The 22345-nt window shown below is 51.6% G+C and carries 16 protein-coding genes; 4 read left to right on the top strand and 12 right to left on the bottom strand.

Annotated elements, in window-relative coordinates:
- Positions 1 to 2: 2 nt before the first annotated feature.
- The 7 genes from L855_RS12995 to L855_RS12965 form a co-directional block, all read right to left on the bottom strand.
- Complete coding sequence (locus L855_RS12995) at positions 3 to 1301, bottom strand: glycosyltransferase family protein (RefSeq protein ID WP_159788661.1); 1299 nt, start codon at positions 1299 to 1301, stop codon at positions 3 to 5.
- 173 nt (positions 1302 to 1474) lie between these two features.
- Complete coding sequence (locus L855_RS12990; RefSeq protein ID WP_159788659.1) at positions 1475 to 2824, bottom strand: phospholipase D-like domain-containing protein; 1350 nt, start codon at positions 2822 to 2824, stop codon at positions 1475 to 1477.
- Between the two features lie 88 nt (positions 2825 to 2912).
- Positions 2913 to 4556 carry a sensor domain-containing diguanylate cyclase gene (locus L855_RS12985; RefSeq protein ID WP_159788657.1) on the bottom strand — a complete coding sequence of 548 codons (1644 nt, stop codon included), beginning with the start codon at positions 4554 to 4556 and terminating at the stop codon, positions 2913 to 2915.
- A 275-nt stretch (positions 4557 to 4831) separates the two neighbouring features.
- The gene (locus L855_RS12980; RefSeq protein ID WP_159788655.1) at positions 4832 to 7522 is read right to left on the bottom strand and encodes a sensor domain-containing diguanylate cyclase; all 2691 of its coding nucleotides are present in this window, start codon (positions 7520 to 7522) and stop codon (positions 4832 to 4834) included.
- Positions 7523 to 7631: 109 nt separating this feature from the next.
- Positions 7632 to 8654 carry a M28 family peptidase gene (locus tag L855_RS12975; RefSeq protein WP_159788653.1) on the bottom strand — a complete coding sequence of 341 codons (1023 nt, stop codon included), beginning with the start codon at positions 8652 to 8654 and terminating at the stop codon, positions 7632 to 7634.
- Between the two features lie 12 nt (positions 8655 to 8666).
- The gene (locus L855_RS12970; RefSeq protein ID WP_159788651.1) at positions 8667 to 9512 is read right to left on the bottom strand and encodes a hypothetical protein; all 846 of its coding nucleotides are present in this window, start codon (positions 9510 to 9512) and stop codon (positions 8667 to 8669) included.
- 81 nt (positions 9513 to 9593) lie between these two features.
- Positions 9594 to 10208, bottom strand: coding sequence for a DUF1517 domain-containing protein (locus L855_RS12965; protein ID WP_159791099.1), 615 nt, complete (start codon positions 10206 to 10208; stop codon positions 9594 to 9596).
- A 375-nt stretch (positions 10209 to 10583) separates the two neighbouring features.
- On the opposite strand from L855_RS12965, the gene bchB reads away from it, so the two are divergent.
- On the top strand, positions 10584 to 12110 hold the full coding sequence (gene bchB / locus L855_RS12960; RefSeq protein WP_159788649.1) for a ferredoxin:protochlorophyllide reductase (ATP-dependent) subunit B: 1527 nt from the start codon (positions 10584 to 10586) through the stop codon (positions 12108 to 12110).
- Between the two features lie 77 nt (positions 12111 to 12187).
- Here the strand turns inward: bchB and nadA are convergent, their stop codons facing one another.
- Both nadA and L855_RS12950 read right to left on the bottom strand, forming a co-directional pair.
- Entirely contained in the window at positions 12188 to 13156 is a 969-nt protein-coding gene (gene nadA, locus L855_RS12955; RefSeq protein ID WP_159788647.1) for a quinolinate synthase NadA, read from the bottom strand.
- Positions 13157 to 13387: 231 nt separating this feature from the next.
- A complete protein-coding gene (locus L855_RS12950) occupies positions 13388 to 14419 on the bottom strand; it encodes a DUF2325 domain-containing protein (RefSeq protein WP_159788645.1) in 1032 nt (343 codons plus the stop codon).
- Positions 14420 to 14845: 426 nt separating this feature from the next.
- Between L855_RS12950 and L855_RS12945 the strand changes: the two genes are divergently transcribed.
- The gene (locus L855_RS12945) at positions 14846 to 16120 is read left to right on the top strand and encodes a leucine-rich repeat domain-containing protein (protein WP_159788643.1); all 1275 of its coding nucleotides are present in this window, start codon (positions 14846 to 14848) and stop codon (positions 16118 to 16120) included.
- A 16-nt stretch (positions 16121 to 16136) separates the two neighbouring features.
- Here the strand turns inward: L855_RS12945 and mnmG are convergent, their stop codons facing one another.
- Positions 16137 to 18062 carry a tRNA uridine-5-carboxymethylaminomethyl(34) synthesis enzyme MnmG gene (gene mnmG, locus L855_RS12940; protein ID WP_159788641.1) on the bottom strand — a complete coding sequence of 642 codons (1926 nt, stop codon included), beginning with the start codon at positions 18060 to 18062 and terminating at the stop codon, positions 16137 to 16139.
- A 203-nt stretch (positions 18063 to 18265) separates the two neighbouring features.
- Between mnmG and L855_RS12935 the strand changes: the two genes are divergently transcribed.
- The gene (locus L855_RS12935; protein WP_159788639.1) at positions 18266 to 18481 is read left to right on the top strand and encodes a hypothetical protein; all 216 of its coding nucleotides are present in this window, start codon (positions 18266 to 18268) and stop codon (positions 18479 to 18481) included.
- A 340-nt stretch (positions 18482 to 18821) separates the two neighbouring features.
- Entirely contained in the window at positions 18822 to 19373 is a 552-nt protein-coding gene (locus L855_RS12930) for a Uma2 family endonuclease (RefSeq protein WP_159788637.1), read from the top strand.
- 15 nt (positions 19374 to 19388) lie between these two features.
- Here L855_RS12930 and L855_RS12925 read toward each other — a convergent pair whose 3' ends face one another.
- Positions 19389 to 20207 (bottom strand): DUF3598 family protein, encoded by an 819-nt coding sequence (locus L855_RS12925; RefSeq protein WP_159788635.1) that lies wholly within the window; start codon positions 20205 to 20207, stop codon positions 19389 to 19391.
- Positions 20208 to 20290: 83 nt separating this feature from the next.
- Positions 20291 to 22219 carry a glycoside hydrolase family 10-like protein gene (locus L855_RS12920; RefSeq protein WP_159788633.1) on the bottom strand — a complete coding sequence of 643 codons (1929 nt, stop codon included), beginning with the start codon at positions 22217 to 22219 and terminating at the stop codon, positions 20291 to 20293.
- Between the last annotated feature and the right edge of the window lie 126 nt (positions 22220 to 22345).

Below are 22345 nucleotides of genomic sequence, written 5' to 3'. Positions count from 1 at the left end.
CATCAGCTCGGCCGGCCGGGCCACTCATGGAGGGGGTTGAGGGAATTGACGGGGAGGATGGGTTCTAAGACCGTCTCGGAGGGGTGGCTGTAGGCGATGGCATCTTGGCTGTCGGCGATGGTGGCTGCCCGCAGTTCTTCCCGCAGTTCCGGCATTACGGCGATCGCCCTTGTCCAATCGGGAATTTGCGCTCCGGCTGGGTTGAGGAAATACTCTTCTCCGGCTTCTAGGATGAGCTTATCAAAGATTTCGACGATATTTTCTTCTCCATGGCGATCGTAGGGGAGGTTATTGAAGAGGGCATCGACGAAATATTGCCGGGTGTAATCTTGAGCTTCGCGCCGAAATTTGACTCGTAAGGCACGGATGTGATCCATCGAAATCACGACTCGCTCGGTTTCGGTGAGGGTTCGTAAGACGGATTGCAGGATGTCTCGACACATTTTTTGCAGTCCTTCTTGACTGGATTGACCTAAGGACTGATGTTTGTGGTCGAAAATGCCTAAATCCACTTGGGAAATTCGTTTTTCAGCGACGTTGCGATAGACTTCTGCCAGCATTCCAATCTCTAAACCCCAGTTCCCCGGAATGCGGGTGGTTAGGGCTAAATCGCTGGTTAGGGCGAATTCTCCAGAAAGGGGATACCGATAGGAACTCAGATAGCGCAGGTAGTTCTGATAGCCGAAAATTTCGATGAGGGCAGTGAGAAGGGGCGTAACAAAGAGACGCGCAACTCGTCCATTGAGACTGCGGCGATCGCTACTGAGACGGGCGTAGTAGGCTTTATTAAAGGCAATCCCGCATTCTTTTTCTAACAGTGGAAAGAGAAGCTTTAGGGGATAGGAGCGATCGTAGGTGATAATGTCAGCATCATGAAGGGCGATCGCATCGGCTTCGAGAGAGGCGACTCCGAGTCCTAACCAGACGGCTTTTCCTTTTCCTTTAAAACGGGCAATATCTAAACCGCGATCGCACAGTCGCTCTAAAATTTCTTGGATTCGGGGACCGTTTTCCCAAATTATGAGGGTTTTTTGGGGAATAGACCGGAAAAATTCAACGGCCTTTGCATATTGCTCTAAATTATCTGCATATACTGAAAGAATCACCGTTTTAACAAAGTGACATTCCCGTAAGTGGTTGCGAATATGGGCTAAGGCAGGCCGTTCTAGTTCTTCGTAGAGAGCCGGGATTAAAACGGCAGTGGGGAACTGTTCACTGAGTTGTGTGGCGCGTGTTTCCAGAAATTCTAGATTACAGCCAAAATCATGAATGGTTGTGATGAGTTCTTGCTTATAATCCATATGACCAGTTCCTAATAAGGTCTCACTTTAATAAATTATGAAATAAATCTAAAGATTTCGATGTGAGCGATGATACAGAAAGGCGCAGCTCAAGCCCCCCACTCTCTCTGGGGGCGAGGTGTGGCGCTCCTAGGGGGGCTGTTACAGGAACTCCTAGGAAGAGATTATGGCTGTCAAGAACCAACCATTAGCCGTTGAGGTGTCGGCGTGGAACGCCGCTTGAGATGGGGAACTAGATTGAAACGTTGACTTAAATCTAGGACAACGTGGGGGTCGTTGGTATGTAGTCCAACCTCGGGGGTGTTGGTGGCGGCATGACAGAGGAGATGATGGCCGCCGATGAGGGCCCAGTCGCGATCGCAGACGACAATCCGTTCTGCCGTCCCCAATAACTTCAGGGTTAGGCGTTTGTGGCGTTTCTTGAGGTCTAAGAGTTGGGGCAGCAGACGATAATAGCCATGGGGATCTCGTTCGGGTTGATAGCGCCAACCCCCGTCCTTGAGAGCAATGGGGCGATGGGTATCCCGGGCGCGTCCGACATCCGCTCGACGACCCCAGCCGAAGCTGACAAAGACATTTTGTGATAGGAGAGTATTAACGGCTTTCAGGAAGGCCTCAGAACGCCCTGGATCGAGTTCTAACCAAGGAGTCACGATGAGAACATGTTCTTTGCCTTGGTTTAAGGCTTGGAAGAGACAGTCAGAGGCATCCTCACTCACCACTCGGTAGCGGTAAGGTAGGACCGATTCAAGACGACGATCAATTTCTGAGAGCCAATGTTGGGCGGTATGGGTACGTAGATGGGTGACGGCTTCGGTGAGCTGTTGCACTTGTGGCGAGAGGAGAGATTGCTGCTGCTGAAGCTGATGCAAGTCTCCCTGGAAATGCTGCTGCTGCTGCTGTAAGGGGGCGATCGCCTGATGGGTAATTTCCTGGGCGACTCGCTTGGCTGTGGGTTCCACATCGCGCCGCAGGGTGTCCATTTCCGTACGGAGGCGATCGATGGAGGTGTTGGTATGGTGGCTGAGGTTATACACCCCTTGACGCAGAATGGCGAAGGCCTCTTTGATTTTGTCGCGATCGTCCTCTAGGTCTTCGACGATGCCGCTCTGTTGTCCTTGCAATTCTAGGGTGGCTTCGCTTAAACGGCGCACACAGGCTTCAATTTCTACGATGCGCTCAGCGAGGGGCAAGCTGTCTAGAGACCCCTGAATATTCTGGAGTTCCTGCCGCAATTCTTGGCTTTGGCGTTGAGATAGCAGGCCATGAACTCGTCTCTCTTGCAGACGACGAGAGCGGTTGATGATGTTAAAGGAGAGGGCAAAGACAGGAGGAACGATGGCCAGAGCCAGTTGCTGAAAGATAATTGCTGTGGCGACACCTCCTCCACAGGCAATAATTGAAATGGTTTCAGCCGCTTCAGTCCAGGGCGCTTTGGAAGATCCTGACTTGTCCGAAACGGATTGAGGTGAGGTTTGGGACGCTTGCTTCTCGGACTCAGAGAACGGGTTAAACGGTGCCATATTGCCTCGGGGAAGACCGCAACGTATTATAGCAGGTCTTGATTTGGGGGAACAGGGAACAGGGAACAGGGAACAGGGAACAGGAAGTTTACTCGCCTTGGGCAAAATCTTTGGCTGTGGCGAGACAAATACGATTGCGACCTTCGTTTTTGGCTCGGTAGAGGGCGGCGTCGGCAGCGGCGATGAGTAATTGGGGACTGGCTTCGGGAAAGGGGGTTTGACTGGCAACGCCGACGCTGACAGTGATTTGGTGGTTGACAGACTTATGGTTACGGGCCTGGACATCAATCATGGGGGTACGGGCGATGCGCGATCGTACCTGTTCGGCGAGGAAGTGGGCCCCTGACTCGGTGGTTTCGGGTAGGATGATGGCAAATTCTTCGCCGCCATAACGGGCCACTAGGTCGGTAGCTCGTTGCATTAGGGCTTTCAGGGTTTGGGCAACCTGTTGTAAACAGCGATCGCCGGCTAGATGACCATGGGTGTCGTTATATTGTTTGAAGAAATCAATGTCGAAGAGAATCAGGGAGAGGGGGGCCGGCGATCGCAGCAGCCGTCGCCATTCATGGTCGAGATAAGCATCAAAGCGGCGGCGGTTGGCAATCTGAGTCAGTCCATCTTGGGTGGCGAGTTCGCTCAATTCTCGGTTGGCGATTTGGACTTGTTGGTAAAGCTGGGCCTGTTGGATGGCGATCGCCAACTGAGTCGCCAGTTGGGGTAAAACGCTAATTTCGTCGATGTGCCATTGGCGAGGATGATGGCATTGATGCACCATTAATAACCCCCAGGGTTGACAACTTGAGGGGTCATCTCTTAGGCTATCCCTCTCAATATCTTTTGCTAAAACAATTGGCATGACTAGGCGGGAGCGCACTTCAAAAAAGTCCATGAGTTGTTTCACCCCAGGCTCCAAATTGGCCTGGGCAGTATCTTCTAAGACTAAAACTTGTCCTGAGAGATGGTCTTGATGAGATTGGCGATCGACAATCCAGGGGTCACTGAGAGTCCAGCCCAGCATTGAAAAGACATCTGGGTTGCGGGCTTCTTCGAGGACTTCCCCTTTGCCATCACTTTGGATGCGGCAAATAATCACCCGATCTGCGTCTAAAAAATCCAATAAACTGGCTACCGTATTCCTGAGAATTTGGTGCAGATCGAGAGATTCTCGGATTTGACTGGCAATCCGAGCGACTATGATCTCTCGTTGTTGTTGAAGTTGCTGGCGTTCCTGGGTATGTAGGCGCTCTTCTTCGATGGCGATCGCCCGCGCGACTAATCTTAAAATTTGTTTCTGGCTTAGACTCAGGTGGGCGGCTGAATCATGGCGCATCAAAAGCTTGCCGCGAATATCATCGGTGACCACTCGATAACGGCTCATGTGGGCCCACGGGTCTCCTCGTTGTTGACATTCGCAGTTTGGAGAATGAAAGGGAGCTAAGGGATGTTGATCGCCAACTTCGATTAGTTGACGACGACTACAACCTGAACGTGCTGACCCATCAACGATACAGGTTAACGGTTCGATGGGTGAGGCGTCAAAACAATCGGAGCGAGGCTGACTTTGATAGCAAGCACAACTTCCCCCCGCCAATTCACGGCCTAAGTTGACGAGGCGGTGGATATTTTCCAAGGGGTTACTGTTAAAACTCAAGAAACAGCGAATGAGTTGACTTAAATCATGAGCCGTTAAGTTGGCTAAGTCTTGAGCATCAAATGGAACCAAAGGAGCCATTGAACATGATTGTGCCGTAATAGGCATGGGGAAGCCGTTGTTGCAAAGGGTGACAAAAACCTGGGGTACAAGGACAAGCCGATTAGACGTAATTCAGCCTAAGTCCTTAAGTTTCAACCCATCTTGCAGCCGCTCACTGTTGGCTTATGGCTGTGTATGTTGAACGCCAAGTTCCTTCCATAATACGTGACGAGTTATACAAAAGGGAGAACTAGCAATGTTTCCTCAAGTAATCATAATGATTCATTAAGCAATACTACATTTTATAAAGAGAGTTAACATTTAGCAATACGCCCACAGTTGCGGCCCTCGGCTTTGGCTTCATAGAGAGCTTGATCAGCTCGTCGTAATAAATCCTCGGATGTCCACTCTCGTCGGGGGATAAGACGGGCGGCCCCCACACTTAAAGTGACCCAGGGATGAGCATTGGAACTACGATGGGGAATCTGCAAGCTCTCAACGGCCCGGCGAATTTCTTGAACTAATGTAATAAGTCGTTGATATTTTGCCCCGTTGACCACAATCACAAACTCCTCTCCGCCGTAACGGGCCACAAGACTATCCTCGGCGGTAACCGTTTCAGAAATTGCCCCTGCTACCTGTTTTAAGCAGTCATCTCCGGCTTGATGACCATAGGTATCATTGTAGGGTTTAAAGAAGTCGATATCACAAAGAATAATCCCTAGGGGTTGTTGTTGTTCGAGGGAGGTTTGCCAGGATTGGGCTAAAAAATCATCAAATTGTCGTCGATTGGCCACCTGAGTTAACCCATCAATGGTGGCCAACTTTTGTAGGCTGCCATTAGCTACTTTTAGCTCTTCGTAGAGTTTAGACTGTTGCGTGGCAATCCCGAGTTGTGTCGCAACTTGGCGCAAAAACTCTTGTTCGCTCTCTGTCCACTGACGATGGACGCGACAGTGTTGGGCGATGATAATCCCCCAAAGATGAGTGCTTTGCAAGATAGGGGCGATGATGTGGGTTTTGCTTTCCTCAAATCCCTCTAGTTCACAATAGCGATGGCAAATTTTAATTTGTAATTGAGTGACATACTGCGTTTGCTTGTATTCTTCTAAACAATTGGTTTTTAAGGAGAATCCCTCTAGTACAATCTGATCCAGCGGCGGGTTATCGAGAATGGTCGCCTTGGCCACTACGGTTGCTTGGGTCGCCCTCTCGTTAAGAGAGCAAATTAAAACCGAATCACTCCCTAAAAATTCCCGCACGGCTTTCGCGGTGGCGGGAAGAATTTCGGACAGTTCTAAGGAACGATGAATATGATGACTCAGCTTACTCAGGGCCCGTTCCCGTTCCATTTGACGGCGTAAGGCTTCGGCGACGCGATGCTGTTCTTCTTCAATGGCGATCGCCGTGGCAATAATGCCCAATAATCGGCGATCATCGGCACTTTGTTCGGGGGATTGGGCATACCCGAGGCTTAACAGTCCTACGACGCGATCGCCGGTTCGTACCAGGGTGCGCCAAACTCCTGAAATGGGTTCATACCAGGTATCCCCTGGGGTTTCTAACCGGGGACAGGCCATGCTCGAACCACAATCCTCCAACCAATCAACTAAGGATTGTTCGTTATCCTGCTCCTCAAAGGACACATTACCCCAAGTCGAGACTGAGTCGAGGCGATCTCCCAAACTGCGCTGATACACTGCCCCCTCCGCCTCCAGCAATGTCCCACACAGCGCAGTTAAGCGGCCAATGTTTTTCAGGGGGTCGCTGCTAAAGTTTAAGAAACAGCGATTGACTTGTTCTAAGCGTTCTTCGGCTCGCTGGCGTTCGGTGACATCTTTGCCGGTGGAAATGTAATGGGTGATCTGTCCACTTTCATCCCGCAGGGGGGTGATTGTTTTCTGTTCAGCAAACAGTTCCCCGGATTTTTTACGATTGGTGAACACCGCATAAAATACCTGGCCCTGATGGATGGTGTTCCAAAGATTGCGATAAAACTCTCGCGGATGGAGTCCAGATCGCAAAATCGAGGGGGTCGCCCCCAAGGCCTCGGCTTGTGTATAGCCGGTTAGTCGTTCAAATCCTGAGTTAACATAGACAATTTTGCCCTCACGATTGGTGATAATGACATTATCGCCACATTGCTCCAGCGCTCTCGAAAGCTGTTTGAGTTGGGACTCTTGTTTTTGGGCCTGTTTCTGTTCCGTAATGTCTAGGATAGTGCCCACACACCCTTGAAAATTGCCGAACTCATCCCATAGGGGGACACTATTCCCGAGAACCCAGACCACTTGGCCTTGGGGGGTGACAAAGCGAAACTCATAGCCAGTAATCTCTTCGTTGATATGACGGGTCACGTTCACAATGCGATCGCGATCGTCTGGGTGCAAAGCTTGGGTCCATCCCTGACCTAAGGCCTCATCTAAGGAGCGTCCGGTGATTTTGCACCAACTGGGGTTAACAAACGTGACCCCCCCTTGAGTATTGAATTGGAAAATACCAACGGGGGCATGATGGGTTAATAGATGGTAGCGGTGAGCCTCCTGAACCGTCACGTCCGGAACCTCACACCGGCATAGATTGGAGTCCCCTAAGGGGCGATCGCCCAGGGGATGAGCCAGGGCCTGATATTCAAGAACCTCTCCTGATTCGGTGAAACGGGCCCGCACTGTCCATTGCCAAGCCTCCGCCGCCGTTACTGAAGAGGACAGGGTTAGAGTCACCTCCGGTTGGCTTGGAGACAGGGAACGACAGGCTTGATGAAATCGTGGGCGATCGCCCTCTAGAAGGCGTACAAAAATTGTTTGAGATGCCGACGTTTCAGACGGCAACGCTTGAGTTGTTAGCTCACTGGGTTTCTCTTCAAACTCATTGGGGAGTGGAAATGCCTCATAAAAGCCCGCATTAGCAATGATAATTTGTCCATCTGCATCAAAGCGGCAAACACACTTACACAGATGTTCAAATAAATCCCAAACAGAGGTATTGGATGGAACGAGTGTCACGAGATTTGAGGCAGAGTTAGGGCGAGTGAGGGACGACTTTTTCCATTGTGAACCATCCCGAGACGCGTCGCTCGGGTTGGGCGCTCACTCCAAACCTGCCTGGGTAGGCTTAGGTGGAATCGTCATCGACGTCAGGGCGATGCAGAAGATGATGGAGAACATCCACCACCGCTTGAGCGGACCCTTCTAAAAAGGGGCGATCGAGTGTCTCTGGGGTATCACTGGGACGGTGATAATGGGGGTTACGAAAGTTAGCCGTATCCGTGACCATTACCGCCGGGGCCCCCACTAACCAAAAGGGGGCATGATCGCTGCGGAGTAAATCGAGAATCGGACCGACGGGAACACTGAGGGTTACAATGTCCGGGAAACTTGAGTCGGATCGATCCTTGAAGGCATCGGTGAGATGACGGTAGGGAAGATTTCCCACCACCCCAAGAAAATCACCTTGCTCGGGGAGTGAGTCGGGTAATCCGGGCGGATAGGTTTGGCATCCCCTCTCCTTACAAGCATAGCCCGTCATCTCTAGGATAATCGCTCCCGAGAGATTGTCCACGGTTTCCGGGGAGACATAGGCGAAACTTCCCTGTAGGCCAATTTCTTCGAGGTCAAATAAGACGAGCCGTAATCCTTGGGGGGTGGGGGTGGTCAAAAGCCGGGCCACTTCCAGGACGGTGGCGACGGCACTGGCGTTATCGTCAGCACCGGGGGAGTCGGGAACCGTATCATAATGGGCCCCCAGTAAAATGGTCGTGGCATTGGGTTGGGTTCCCTCCCGTTGCGCAACGAGATTGACGCCCCCCTCGAATTCGTGGTCACGCACCGTCCAGCCGGCGTCCTCAAGCTCCTCTCGCAGATAGTCACGGGCCCGACGGCGATCGCTCTCTTCAAAACGGGGAAAGGCCAAGGCTTCCACGGTTTGGAACAGGCGATCGCCGTCAATCTGCGGGGCGGGGTCCGAGATAGGGGTTGACATGGTTGGGGAGGGACGAGGTGAGGGTGGGGCGATCGTCTCCTGAGGCGGTTCTGAGGGGGGAGGTGTATTCTGGCCCTGGAATGAGAGGCGATCGCCCCCACAGCCGAGAAGTCCCAACATCAGAATGCCACTCAAAAGATAGTGACGAAACCCCATAGTCCTCCTTCATTAACGACGGCGGCGGCCAAAACTGCGGGCGGGCGATCGCGAGCGGCCACTGCCAAAGCTCCCCCCACGCTGCTTCACCGTGCCAGATCGCTGGGAATTCCCCTCCAGACGGCTGGCCCCGATTCCTGAGCCAGTCGAGCGCCCAGACTGTCGTGCTGCGCTGTTTCCGGCTCGATTACTCTTGCTAGGGCCATTGCGTAAACTCCCCGTTTTCCGCAGAGTCTGACGATTTTTAACCGCCGCTGGGGGTTCATTATGCTTTTTCTGATAACTCTGTACCGCCTGGCTATAGCTACTCCCGGAGCCACCATAGCCGGTTAGGGTCGTACCCGTTTGATACATCGGCGGAACATAATAGCTCGGGGAAAACAGCATACTCCCGATGGCCTGACCGGCTAACGCCCCCGCAAAGGGACTCCAGAAGCTCGACTGCTGACGAACCACCACAGTTTGTGGCTCCCCGGTTTGAGGATTGGTCTGAGTCTCCGTGACGGCGTGAATGTAGTCGATGCGGAAGTCTTGAGCCAAATGCAGCACCGGTTGTCCGCTCTCGAAACTTAAATAGGAGCGTTCTCCGGCGGCTACTTCCTCTTCGGTGAGGGGCATCATTTGCACATCGGTACTGCTGAACAGAGGAGGCTGTCCAGGGGGAGTATTGAGTAAGACGAGTTGATACTCACCATTCTCATCGTTATATTGCGCCTGCTGAACAGGATACGTGCCGCTGCTGAGGGTTGCGGCTTGGGCTAAGGGAGGTTGCAGGAGCGATCGGCCAAGGGCTATCTCACCCCCCAGGCTCCAGATCAGGCTGATACACAACAATCCAGCTAGAACTCTACGCCACATATGACTGTTTTTAAACGGGTTAGTTAATTGGGTGTTTTTTCTAGCATACGCCAAACCACCAGGGAACGTCAGGAAACCAGGTCACAGGGGGATGAGTTCCGGGAAATTCTCTAGAACTTGGTCGGCGGTGAGCTGTTCACCGAAGCGGGCCGGTGAGAAATGGATCTGAATGGCGTCGAGTTTGTCTTGGTACTGGAGGTTAATGATGGACTTGAGTCCAGCGTCTAAGGCCTCCACCTCTGCTAAATCCGTTTCGAGTTCCGGGATGTCCCCCGTGGCGACGAAGGTGAGCATCACCACCACATTGTCACTGGGAGTGAGAAACAGGGTCTCGTCATCACTGTCGGCCTCCAAGATCTGAGGTTGGCTGAGATAGCGTTGAGCGGAGTCGGTAAAGAGTTCGTTGAAGTAATCCGAGGCCTCCCCCTCATCCCAGACGATATCCCCTTCATTGGCGGCGGCTTGCCAGTAGGGTTGCAATTCGAGGAGATATTGGCAGATTTCCACTAGCCCCCGGCCAAGGTGTTCTAGTGCCTCGTCGGCGTCAGCTTCGGCATCTAGGGTTTGTTGGGCGACGCGGTTGAGGGTTCCCAGCAGGGGATTGATGGGTTCTCCGGCTAACTGAACCATGACGCGGGCCACAACAAAGCGTTGTTTTCCAGTCAGGCGCTTGAAGCGATCGCTTAAACTACTCATGGGGTCTTTTTCAATGAAATTGCCACTCACGGGGCGCTCACTACGATAATTCGCCCCTGATCATATCTTGAAATGGTCTCCTCACCCCCCCGCTTTGCCTAGGACGGTGAGGGAAAAATTTTGGGTTTTCTTAATATTTTTTAATCTAAAGAACTCCTAAAAACTCTTGACAAAATACCAATTAGGCTTTGTAAATCCCGTTAAGAATCGTAGCAATCCATTAAGAATCATGTTAGACAAAACCCAAAGCTAAAGCGTTGACCTTAGTCTAGGAGGAGTTGAATCGTTGGTTAGGGCGGGTCAAACCGTTGCGGCTAGAACGTCAGCGAATTAACGATTAAAGTTTTAGTTTTTGAGATTTACGGAGAGCAACCTATGAAATTGGCTTATTGGATGTATGCCGGTCCGGCACATATTGGTACCCTTCGCATTGCCAGTTCCTTTAAAAACGTCCATGCCATTATGCACGCACCCCTGGGCGATGACTATTTTAATGTCATGCGATCGATGCTAGAGAGAGAACGGGACTTCACCCCAGTCACCACCAGTGTGGTCGATCGCAATGTCTTAGCCCGAGGATCTCAGGAAAAGGTGGTTGATAACATCACCCGCAAGGATCGCGAGGAACACCCGGATTTAATCGTCCTCACCCCCACCTGCACCTCCAGCATCTTACAAGAGGACTTAGAGAACTTTGTCTCTCGGGCCCAAATGGATTCTCAGGGGGATGTGCTGTTGGCCGATGTGAATCATTATCGCTTCAACGAACTACAGGCAGCCGATCGCACCCTAACCCAGATTATCCGCTACTACATCAACAAGGCCCGTAAACACAACCAACTGCCAACGGATAAAACCGAGAAACCTTCTGTCAACATCTTAGGCATCTCCACCCTGGGCTTCCATAATCAGCATGATTGCACGGAACTCAAACGCTTGATGGCGGATTTGGGCATTGAGGTGAATGCGGTGGTTCCCCATAAAACCTCGGTTCACGATCTCAAGAATCTCTCTCGGGCCTGGTTTAACCTAGTTCCCTATCGAGAACTGGGGGTGGGGGCAGCGGAATACTTACAAGAGGAGTTCGAGATGCCCTTTGTGGACATTACTCCCATGGGGATTGTGGAAACGGCCCGCTGTATCCGTCAGATGCAGAAGCTATTGAGGGAACAGGGGGCAGATGTCAATTTTGAGGAGTACATTGACAATCAAACTCGTTTTGTCTCTCAGGCGGCCTGGTTCTCCCGTTCCATTGACTGTCAGAACTTGACGGGTAAAAAAGCGGTGGTGTTTGGAGACAATACCCACGCCGCTGCCATGACGAAGATTCTGGCCCGGGAAATGGGGATTCATGTGGTTCTGGCGGGAACCTACTGCAAGTACGATGCAGATTGGTTCCGGGAACAGGTGAGTGAGTATTGTGATGAGGTGCTGATTAGTGAGGATAATGGGGAGATTGGGGATGCGATCGCCCGCTTAGAACCCTCTGCCATTTTCGGCACCCAGATGGAACGTCATGTGGGTAAACGCCTCGATATTCCCTGTGGTGTCATTTCGGCCCCGATTCACATTCAGAACTTCCCGGTAGGCTATACGCCCTATCTCGGCTATGAAGGGGCGAATCAGACGGTGGATCTGATTTACAACTCCTTCACTCTCGGGATGGAAGATCATCTGTTGGAAATCTTTGGTGGCCATGATACGAAAGAAGCTATCACCAAAGGTGTGTCGGCGGATTCCGATCTCGGCTGGAGTAAGGATGGGTTGGCAGAGTTGAATAAAATCCCTGGCTTTGTGCGCGGTAAGGTGAAACGCAACACTGAGAAGTTCGCGCGTGAACGGGGGGTGGATTCGATTACCGCTGAAGTTCTCTATGCGGCCAAAGAAGCCGTGGGTGCTTAGTCGTTGGGATTAGCCCTTACAACCGCTTGAGTTAAGCTTGGGGCGATGGCGATCGCCCCAAGTGCGTCAAGCTATAACTAGCGACTCATCGCTAACATCCGTTCAATGGGTTTGAGGGCCGCCAGGCGGACATCTTCAGGGAGGGTGATTTCCGGCTGACGCTGTTTCATCGCTAGATAGAGTTTTTCCAGGGTGTTTAGGCGCATGTGGGGACATTCGTTACAGGCACAGGTTCCCGTCGGGGGGGCAGCGATGAAGGTTTTGTCCGGCATTGCTTTCTGCATTTGGTGGATAATCCCCGGTTCCGTGGCCACGACAAAGGAGTTGTGCTGACTCTGTTGGGCGTAGTTTAAGAGGGCTGTGGTGGAACCGATGTAGTTGGCGTGGCGTAAGACAGGGGTTTCACATTCAGGGTGGGCGATGATTTCCGCTTCGGGATGTTGAACGTGTAATTGCACCAGTTTTTTCTCGGAGAAGTTCTCATGCACCATACAGCTACCATCCCAAAGGAGTAACTCGCGGCCGGTTTGTTCCATGACGTAACGGCCCAGGTTACGATCGGGGGCGAAGATAATCGGCTGTTCTGGGGGAATCTGGTTGACGATATCGACGGCGTTGGAACTGGTGCAGATGATATCGCTCATGGCCTTGATGGCGGCGGTACAGTTAATGTAGGAAACCACCAAATGGTCAGGATGTGCGGCTTTGAAGGCAGCGAAGGCCTCGGGAGGGCAGCTATCGGCAAGGGAACAGCCGGCCTCCAAGTCGGGCAGCAGCACCAGTTTATGAGGGTTGAGGATTTTAGCGGTTTCCGCCATGAAGTGAACCCCGGCGAAGACAATCACCTCGGCATCGGTTTGGGCGGCCTGGCGAGATAACCCGAGGGAGTCACCAATGTAGTCGGCCACATCCTGGATATCAGGGTCTTGGTAATAATGGGCCAGGATGACAGCGTTGAGATCCTGCTTCAGGGTGGCGATCGCCTCGAAGAGATCGTCAGGAAGTTGGGATTGGCTGGGTTGGGAGAAGGGTACGGTCGTAAACACGGTGAAAAAAGATGACGGGATGGGACGTTAACAAAATGTTAACCGAATTATAGTGGGTTTTACCAAAATCCCATCATCTCTTTCGGGGGAGAGGAGGAACCACAGAGTCACAGAGGACACAGAGAAGGAGAGAGAAGGAGAAGGAAAGCCTCCCTACTGCCTACTGCCTACTGCCTGTTCCCCCTGTTCCCCCTGTTCCCTGTTCCCTGTTCCCTGTTCCCTTCTTCCCCCTTAAGCCGTTTTAGAAAACTGATTCGCCAGAAGTTGAGTTTTTAGTCCAAGTTCGATCGCCTCTAAAACTCGGGTCATGCCAGTGGTGTTGACCATTTCTGGGGTTTTTCCGGCTTTTTGAGCCACCTGCATGGCTTTCTCCGTCAGGGAATGGCTGGCATAGCCGGTAATAATTAACAGGAGGTCTGCACTGTAGATGTGGCTTTCGACCTGTTGGGCCATTTGTAGTCCTTCTTGGGCCGTACACCACACTAACTCCACATCAGAATCCCGCAAACGGTTCTTGACGGCGGTGGCGAGGCGATCGTGTCCCCCAAAGACCACCACTTTGCCTTGCAGTTGGCTGTAGGGGTTGGGGCGTTTTTCTGAGGTGCGATGGCGGGTACGGGGCTGCACTTCCGAGGGACGTTCGACTCGGGAGCGATTCTCCATCGCCTTGTGATAGATAAAATTCAGGGTTTGCTCATGGGTTCCCCGGAGGCGGGCGACGGGCCCCTCTTCACTGAGCAAGTTGATGCGATCAATTAAGGCTTCGACGACTTCTTCGAGGGCGTCAATGGCTTTTAAGTCGGTCGTATAGCCTCGTAAGGCGACGGAGACATCGGTGGCACTAAAGAAGTCTTGCTGTTCTGAGATGGTTTCGAGCAAGTCTTGCTTGAGGGCGAGTCTCCATTGGTGAGTTTGTTCGGATAACTGCTCGTCAAGGAGGCGTTCTTCGTATAAGATGAGTTGGCGATCAACTGTTTGGGCGGCTAAGAAAGGGGCATTCTCCAGTTGCTCCCGGATTTCCTGGGCCTTTTGTTCTAACTTCTGCCGGCCTGTGCTTTCCTTGATGTTCTCCGCCTCGTATTGCTTCAACATCGCTTGCACTTGGTTTAACAGCGGTTTGAGCTTCGCCTCAATTTCTTTGGTTTTCTCCTCGATTTGTACATCACGCTGTTGCTGAAGTCGATTTTCTTCCAACTCGGCTTTCGCCAAGGATAATAGGCTACTCACAGAATTCTCTAGGTTGCCAAGGTCATTAATATCCATAGGGTCTGGGTTCTCGAAGAATAATTAAGGATACCGTTGCACCGTTAGAGTATGTTTACTCCCTGGGAGGAGACTCTACCTGGGTCAAGTACAACGGTTATGCTCTCTATGATACGCCTGGATTAACCCGGTTTGTTGGAAGGGTCTCTCAATTACAGATGCCATTGTCCTCGCGTCGGGTTGAGGTTCCTGAGGCTTTGTAGATCGTACGCCATTGGCAGTGGGCTGGCTTTCGGGGCGATCGCGGATCGGTTTCCGTCGCGGCAGTATCTTAAAATGAAATCATGCCTTGCCGTCGGGTTCGCGATGCTTATTCCACCATTGCCTAGGGTGGTAGGCTCTTGTGACTGGCTGCCTCAGGGTGCAACCGTATCATGACCGTGTCCTTACTGCTCCTCTATCCCTATCTTCTGTCTGAGAGAACTCATGACTTCAGAGACTACCCTGGATATTCTTAATTCTGCCCTGAACTCCCAATCGAAAGCCCTGGATCTGTGCGATCGCGGCTTGACTGAACTTCCCCCCGAAATTGGTCAACTTCATCAACTGGTTGCTCTGAGTCTTAGCGGTAATGGGTTATCTTGCCTCCCGCCTGAACTTGGACAACTCCAGAACCTGAAGTTACTAGATTTAGAATGGAATGAGTTTGACGAGTTTCCCCAAGAGATTTTACAGCTAACCCAGTTACGAGAACTCTATATTAGTGGTAATCTCTTAACCAAGATTCCCGCTGAATTAAATCAACTTCAGTATCTCGAAAAACTTCACGTCAATAATAATCGTCTGCGAGAAGTTCCTGCTGACTTGAGCAAATTATTTAGTCTCCGGGAACTCTCTCTACGGGATAATCAACTGACTGAGATTCCCGAGAACTTTTACCGCCTCACTCGCCTGCGGAACCTCTCCTTACGACAGAATCGTCTGTCTGAGTTCCCGCTGGCCATTTGCAATTTGGAAAATTTGCACAGTCTCTCCCTCAGCCATAATCCCATCGGTCAGGTTCCTGGGGATATCTCCCGCTTGCAATATCTCCGTCAACTGGCTCTAGGCTTCAATCAACTCGAACAACTCCCCCCGGAAATCTATCATTTCAAACAACTCAAGCAACTCTATCTCAATGATAACCAGCTTCAGGAACTTCCGGCTGAAATTGGTAATCTCACTGCCTTAACCGAGTTGTACCTCTACAACAACCAAATCCAAGCCTTGCCTGAGGAAATTGGTGCCCTCAAGAACCTGACGACTCTGTCTATTAGTGGAAATAATTTAGGCGATTTACCGGCGAGCTTAGCCCAACTCTCCAAACTGCGATCGCTAGCAGCAAGTAGTAATCACTTTAGTCAATTTCCGACAGTGATTGGACAACTCAAGCACCTCGAAGAACTAGCATTAGGGGGAAATCACTTTAGAGAATTTCCAGCAGACCTGCTTCAACTCAAACAGCTTAAAAATTTAGCCCTGTGGGACAATCCCATGGGGAGTTTACCCGCAGATATCACGCAACTGCAAGAGTTGGAAATTCTCAATGTTCGCAATACCCAATTAAATCAGTTGCCGGAAGGGTTGTCGCAAATGCCGAAGCTAAAATACCTCTATATTGACAACAACCCTCTAGCGACCTTACCTAATGAGGTCGTGGAGGCGGGCAGTGAGGCTGTTTTAGCCTATCAGAAAGTGCAGCCTGAACAGCCCCCAACCTAAAGGGAGCCAAATGGCGTTAATTGTTCTTTGTTCCTGCCCCAACTGGCTGTTTACGATTGCGAGTTTCCAGGAAAATCAATAGGGCATTGATATCCGCCGGATTGACTCCACCAATCCGAGAGGCTTGGCCCACCGTCACTGGGCGAATTTTCATGAGTTTCTCCCGAGATTCCTTAGACAGGGTTTCAATGGCATCGTAATCTAAATCTACCGGTAGCGGTCGATTGGCTTCGCGACTGACTTGGTCAATTTGCCGTTGTTGTCGCTGGAGATAGCCGGAGTATTTGATATCAATTTCCGCCCCTTCCCGTTCCGCTGTCGTCAACTCAGGATTCCCCAGTCCCAAGCGGTCTAAATCCAGATAATGGAACTTAGGACGACGCAATAAATCTGAGAGAGTCACTGACCCTTTGATTCCTTGACCCGTTTCGGCGATAATTTGCTGGCCAATCTCATCATGGGCCTTGACGCGATTCGCTTGCAGACGTTCTTTCTCGGCAGCGATATTGCCTTGCTTGCGTTGGAAGAGGTCCCAGCGGCGATCGCCGATTAAGCCGATTTCACGGCCTAAGGGCGTGAGACGGCGATCGGCGTTATCCGATCGCAACACCAGGCGATACTCCGATCGCGAGGTTAACATACGATAGGGTTCCCGCAACTCTTTCGTACAGAGGTCATCAATCAGAGTTCCCAGATAACTCTCCTCCCGAGGAAAGACAATCATCTCTTGACCGCGCACAAAGCGGGCCGCGTTAATCCCGGCCACAATTCCCTGGGCCGCCGCCTCTTCATAGCCGGTCGTTCCATTGATTTGTCCAGCGCAAAATAAGCCCTCCACTCGTTTTGTCATCAGGGTGGGGAAACATTGCGTCGCCGGGAGATAGTCATATTCGACAGCATAGGCCGGGCGCAACATGACGCAGTTTTCCATCCCCGGTAATGTCCGCAACATCTGCACTTGCAACCGTTCCGGGAGTCCCGTGGAGAACCCTTGAATATACAATTCCGGGAAATCTCGCCCCTCGGGTTCAATAAAAATCTGATGACTGGGTTTGTCGGCGAAGCGAACAATCTTGTCCTCAATACTAGGACAGTAGCGAGGCCCTTTAGCATCCACCCAGCCGCCATAGACGGGGGACAGATGTAGGTTCTCCTGAATGATTTTATGGGTTTCGGCGGTGGTTCGCGTCAGATAGCAGTTGACCTGTTCCCGTTCCACCCAGGCCTCGGGGTCAAAACTAAACCAGCGTACCTCCTCATCGGGGGGTTGCGGTTCCATTTGGCTGTAATCCACGGACCGCTTGTCGACGCGGGCTGGCGTCCCCGTTTTCAGGCGATCGGTCTCAAACCCCAATTTTTGCAAAGTTTCCGTTAAACCCACCGCCGCGAACTCCCCAGCCCGTCCTGCGGGCATGGATTTGTTGCCGACCCAAATCACCCCACCCAGGAAAGTTCCGGTGGTGAGAATGACAGTTTTACAGCGGAAGGCGACGCCGAAATAGGTTTGTACGCCGATAATTTCGTCGTTTTTGCCCAAGACGATGTCGGTCACCATCCCTTCCCGGACAGCTAGATTTTCCTGATTTTCGACAATTTGGCGCATGACGGCGGCATATTCCCGTTTATCGGTTTGGGCCCGTAACGCCCAGACGGCCGGACCTCGGGAGGCGTTGAGGACCCGCTTTTGTAGATAGGTGCGATCGGCCATTTTGCCAATTTCGCCCCCGAGGGCATCCACTTCATGCACCAGTTGCGACTTCGCGGGGGCACCAACGGCCGGGTTACAGGGTTGCCAGGCGATTTTGTCTAAATTCAGGGTTAACAGCAGGGTACGGCAACCGAGACGGGCTGTGGCGAGGGCAGCATCACATCCGGCGTGTCCTGCACCCACCACTACCACGTCAAATTCGTCTTGGAATTCTACGGCTGTTTCGAGGGTCATGGGGGTTGGGTTGAGCTGATGGGTCAATTGACCATTGTAGCGTGTCAACTCCTCGACGCTGGTACAGGTGCTCTCGCCACGGCTTCGCTAACGGTACAGCACGGGCTTTTAGTGGGCCTTCTATTGATTGCAACAAGACATCGGGGGCTAGACTAACATAGAATGGAATAGGCGTGAACTTGCTGCTTTAATCACAGAGAACGATGATGGTACCTCAAAACTTTGCAGATATTTTGGACTCTGCTGATCGCTTGTCGGTGGAAGAGCAAGAAGACTTAATTCGTATTTTACAAAATCGGCTTCGCGATCGCAACAGAGCCGAGCGCATCCGGGATGTTCGAGACGCAGAAAATGAGTTTTTAGAAGGAAAATGTCGCCCAGTAACTCCTCAACAACTGATGGAGGAAATTCTTTCATGAGATGGGCATTCAAGAAATCTGGTGCAATTTGTTGTCGTGGATATAAAATCTGGACAGGGCAACCGCAAGTAGGGGCGAAAAATTTTTCGCTACAATTTGGTATCGGAGGCAACAAATTACACTGTAAATCCTGGAGACCCTAGGTTTGGGTCATTATAGCAATCGAAGATTGCCTAATTGACACTCTGAAGGATTCTCTGAGTTGGAAGAGAATCTCCTAACTCTTGCCTTTTGCCTCTTGCCTCTTGCCTCTTGCCTCTTGCCTCTTGCCTCTTGCCTCTTGCCTTCTTGTCCCCTGTTTTTTGTCCTATTCAGACCAAATTTTGCTATAGCCATTAATATGTCGCAGTTACTCACCTCCATGTCTCTAACGGAGTTTTTGACTCAAGCCAATCTTGAGTCGTCTCCGGCATGGGAATTGATTGAGGGGCGAGTTGTCCAGAAACCGATGCCCACCCTGTTTCATTCACGGCTGCAACGCAATCTCGTTAACTCCATTGTTAACTCCATTAATGAGCGCATGGATGAGTTCGAGGCGATACAAGAGTTACGCTGTATTATTCCGCCTTATTCACCGGTTCCGGATATTGTCGTTATTGCTAGAGAACGTCTGTCTGATGAGGATGGCCCTTTCCAGGGCGCTCCTGATTGGTTGATCGAGATTCGTTCCCCCGACCAAGGGACGTTAGACTTGCAAACTAAGATTATTCACTGTCTTAGTAATGGCACAAAATTGGCTTGGTTGATTGATTTTAATCATGAGCAAGTTTGGGTTTGGCAGGGCGATAGTTTGCCCATTATTTGTTCAGGAGATGATGTCTTGCCTGATTGTAATTTCGGGCTTGAACTCACGGTCAATGGTGTGGTTGCAATGGCTCAAACTAAACGTTAATGGTTAAAAAAGATTTTACTCTGTGATTTTTTCTTCAATAATTTGTGTAGAACTCACCCATTGCCCTGTGGGATCATAATTGCGTAATAGCCTTGTGCGGACTCCCTCCTCTCGTCGCCAGCCAATTTCCAGGAAAAAGGGCTGTTGGCGAGGAATGGTGAGAGGACAAAGACAGGATGCACCATCGGGGAGGAGTAGCAGTTGTCGGGGTTCGTTGCTTCGGTTAAACAGGATGCGATCGCCCTCAATCTCCCCAGTTGAGGAAAACTGCCATTGAGCGGTACTGAGGGATTGCTGAAGTTGGTTTCCCTGACGGCTAATGACAAGATCACTCTCATAAGACTCAGGGGGACGGAAATCAGGATATTCGGTCGTAACGGTTCCCCGCCACTCGCCGAGAAGTTCATCGACAGTTAAGGGAGCGGATTCTGGAATATCGATACCATCGAGGACTTCACGAATCAGGGTTCCACCGGTAAATTCCCCATTTTTATACAGTTGCACCAGTCGCAGCCGCCGTTGGTTATGAATCAATCCCTGTTCGGCACCAAAGTCGGAGACGGGGGAAAATTGCACGGAACCAAAGGAAAAGTCCCCATCTTCAAAAAAGAGGATATTACGTCCTAGGGTGCGATAGTTTAACTCAATTGGGTCTGGTTGAGGCTCTCCCGGTGGATATTTGAAAACCCGTTGTTGCACCAGGCTATTGTTTTCAACTCCCTCTAAGGTGACGCGAGTGGGAATGTCCGTTAAGACCGTTCCTTGAGGGGAAAACTGGGTGAATGATCCTCGCCAATCTCCCAGATTTGTTAAAAATCGCTGCCATTGATTCATCCTTCGAAAATCCCTGATGTTTTGTCATTAGTCCCTCTTCTGGGGGGAAGAAACCTTCGCCCCCAAGTTGTTTTAGGGTCTTATCAGTTCCCCAGCCGTCGTTCCCCGTAGGCAAGAAGTTCATCGATCGCCCGCAAACGATGTTCCCAGGTCGTCACTTGATAGCCGTTACTAGATCGATGAAGCCTCAGCCATTGGGGGATGCCCACCTGCAAGCTGTTGAGGCGATCGCGGGCAATGAGAAGCTGCTCACGATTGGGAGAGTTCGCCAGTTGAGTTAACGCGTCTGCGAGGGCCTGATCTCCCTCTTTCCAGAGAGCCAATTTATCGTCGTCAATCCATAACTGCTCATTCCCTAACACCCATTGCCATTCTGCCCTCAGTCCACGATGACGGTCTAGAGCGGCTTTGAAGGGTTGACGGAAGGGAATCGGTTGCTGAACACTCTCGATTTGAGTCTGCTGCAAAATCTCCTTGAGGTTATCAAACAGCCGTTCTGCCGCAAAGAGGGCATAACCGCTGGTGGGTAAATCCCGAATCATCTGCATTTGGTCAACGGCGACGATATCCTCCAGGTCATGGAGTTTGACCGAGGGAACCATCAGGGCCCCTTGAGGCAGATTCGCCAGCATCGGGGTCATAATCCGTCCCAGACGGTTGGTGTCCGCTGCGTAGGTCATCGGGACAATGACATCGACAATCCCCTGTTCAATCCAGGTTTCCCAGTCTTGCTGGATTTTATGGATGCGATCGTGGCGAGATTGGGGAAACACTGCCGCTGAAAGAATTAATTCCGGGTTGCGACGTTGCAGGAGTTGATGCACTTCTCCCACAAACTCCGTTACCTGATTGACTCGGAAATCGGTCCAGCGTTGCCACAACTCCACCTGACGGGGAGAAATGGTGGTGGGGTCAACTCCCGTCATGTCCTGAAAGCGCGATCGCCCCGCCTCCCCATAGCCATAACTGCGTTCGGCACTGGGGTCTTGGAAGGGATAGCGGATATAGTCTAACTGCACCCCATCCACATCATAATTGAGGATAATCTCATCGATGATACGGATGAGATACCAACGGGCTTCGAGGTTAGCCGGATCGAGAAAGGTTTTGCGAGATCCCCGATGACGAATCTCACCGCGATGGTCAAGATTCGCCCATTGGGGATTGTCATTGAGAATTGGCCCCAGGAAGCTGGGAGATTGACCCAGAAGCCGGTTGTGGGGTTCATTTCCCACCGCGAACGTCCATACCCAGGCATGAAGTTCCATTCCCCGTTCCCGGGCCAGTTCGATCGCCGCTTGCAGGGGGTCCCAGCCTTCTGTGAGAGGGTTTTGACTGCCGGTGATTTGGCTGGGATAGATGGGATAGCCCGCATTGAGCGTTTCAAAAAAGACCGTATTGATGCCCGCCCGGGCCAGCCGGTCAAATAGAGGTTCAAGTCCAGCTTTTGACCCCGCCCGAACAATGGTGCCGCGATCGAGCCAAATTGATCGCACTTCCGGGGCATTATTACGGGGACGATCATTGGGGTAACTGGCCCAGAGTTGCGATCGCGCCTCCAACCACCGCGATCGCGCCTCCCCATAATGCCCTTGTCGCACTAATCCCGGAAACTCGCGCAAAAGGGTTTTAGTGGCCTCGACCTGGGCCCCGCCGTCAACATAGCCCATTGCTACCCCCTCGAACCCCGCATCTAAACTCTGAAGGGCAACATCCCCCAAATGCCCCAGACTCTGAGCGGCCACCAAAGCACTTTCAACGCGTCCCAACAGTTGCATCAATTCTTGTTGCATCCGCAGGGCGATCGTGGCATCAATGGGAGCATCCCCAGCTTCCACCACTAAACCAGGGGGAGCCGTTTCTGAAGCGGGGTCCGCCACCTCCGCCTCCTCAACCCGACTCTGAACCGTAGTCTCCTGACTTTGGGCCGGAACCGGAAGCAGGAGTGGAATGGCAAACAGAGCAACCGGGAGCGATAGCTGAGACAGCAGCCGAACTAGGGCATTGACCATAATGGTGTTCCTTGAATGTGTGAGGAAAGTTGGAACCGAAAAACTCCCCGAATTCTAACCAATTTTTAGAAGCAGGGCGAAGCAGAATTTCTTGCCTATTGCCGGAAGAGGGCGACCACGGTTCGA

This window comes from Sodalinema gerasimenkoae IPPAS B-353 (assembly GCF_009846485.1).
In the GTDB taxonomy this organism is placed as follows: Bacteria; Cyanobacteriota; Cyanobacteriia; order Cyanobacteriales; family Geitlerinemataceae; genus Sodalinema; species Sodalinema gerasimenkoae.
The sequence above is the reverse complement of the archived record's forward strand: the minus strand, read 5'-3'. Positions and strand labels throughout refer to the sequence as shown.

Coding starts and splice junctions, on each gene's coding strand:
- L855_RS12950 (WP_159788645.1), bottom strand. CDS start 14,419: ATGGATATTAATGACCTTGGCAACCTAGAGAATTCTGTGAGTAGCCTA.
- L855_RS12930 (WP_159788637.1), top strand. CDS start 18,822: ATGTCGCAGTTACTCACCTCCATGTCTCTAACGGAGTTTTTGACTCAA.
- L855_RS12975 (WP_159788653.1), bottom strand. CDS start 8,654: ATGGGGTTTCGTCACTATCTTTTGAGTGGCATTCTGATGTTGGGACTT.
- mnmG (WP_159788641.1), bottom strand. CDS start 18,062: ATGACCCTCGAAACAGCCGTAGAATTCCAAGACGAATTTGACGTGGTA.
- L855_RS12970 (WP_159788651.1), bottom strand. CDS start 9,512: ATGTGGCGTAGAGTTCTAGCTGGATTGTTGTGTATCAGCCTGATCTGG.
- L855_RS12935 (WP_159788639.1), top strand. CDS start 18,266: ATGATGGTACCTCAAAACTTTGCAGATATTTTGGACTCTGCTGATCGC.
- L855_RS12995 (WP_159788661.1), bottom strand. CDS start 1,301: ATGGATTATAAGCAAGAACTCATCACAACCATTCATGATTTTGGCTGT.
- L855_RS12945 (WP_159788643.1), top strand. CDS start 14,846: ATGACTTCAGAGACTACCCTGGATATTCTTAATTCTGCCCTGAACTCC.
- L855_RS12920 (WP_159788633.1), bottom strand. CDS start 22,219: ATGGTCAATGCCCTAGTTCGGCTGCTGTCTCAGCTATCGCTCCCGGTT.
- L855_RS12985 (WP_159788657.1), bottom strand. CDS start 4,556: ATGGCTCCTTTGGTTCCATTTGATGCTCAAGACTTAGCCAACTTAACG.
- L855_RS12990 (WP_159788659.1), bottom strand. CDS start 2,824: ATGGCACCGTTTAACCCGTTCTCTGAGTCCGAGAAGCAAGCGTCCCAA.
- bchB (WP_159788649.1), top strand. CDS start 10,584: ATGAAATTGGCTTATTGGATGTATGCCGGTCCGGCACATATTGGTACC.
- L855_RS12925 (WP_159788635.1), bottom strand. CDS start 20,207: ATGAATCAATGGCAGCGATTTTTAACAAATCTGGGAGATTGGCGAGGA.
- L855_RS12965 (WP_159791099.1), bottom strand. CDS start 10,208: ATGAGTAGTTTAAGCGATCGCTTCAAGCGCCTGACTGGAAAACAACGC.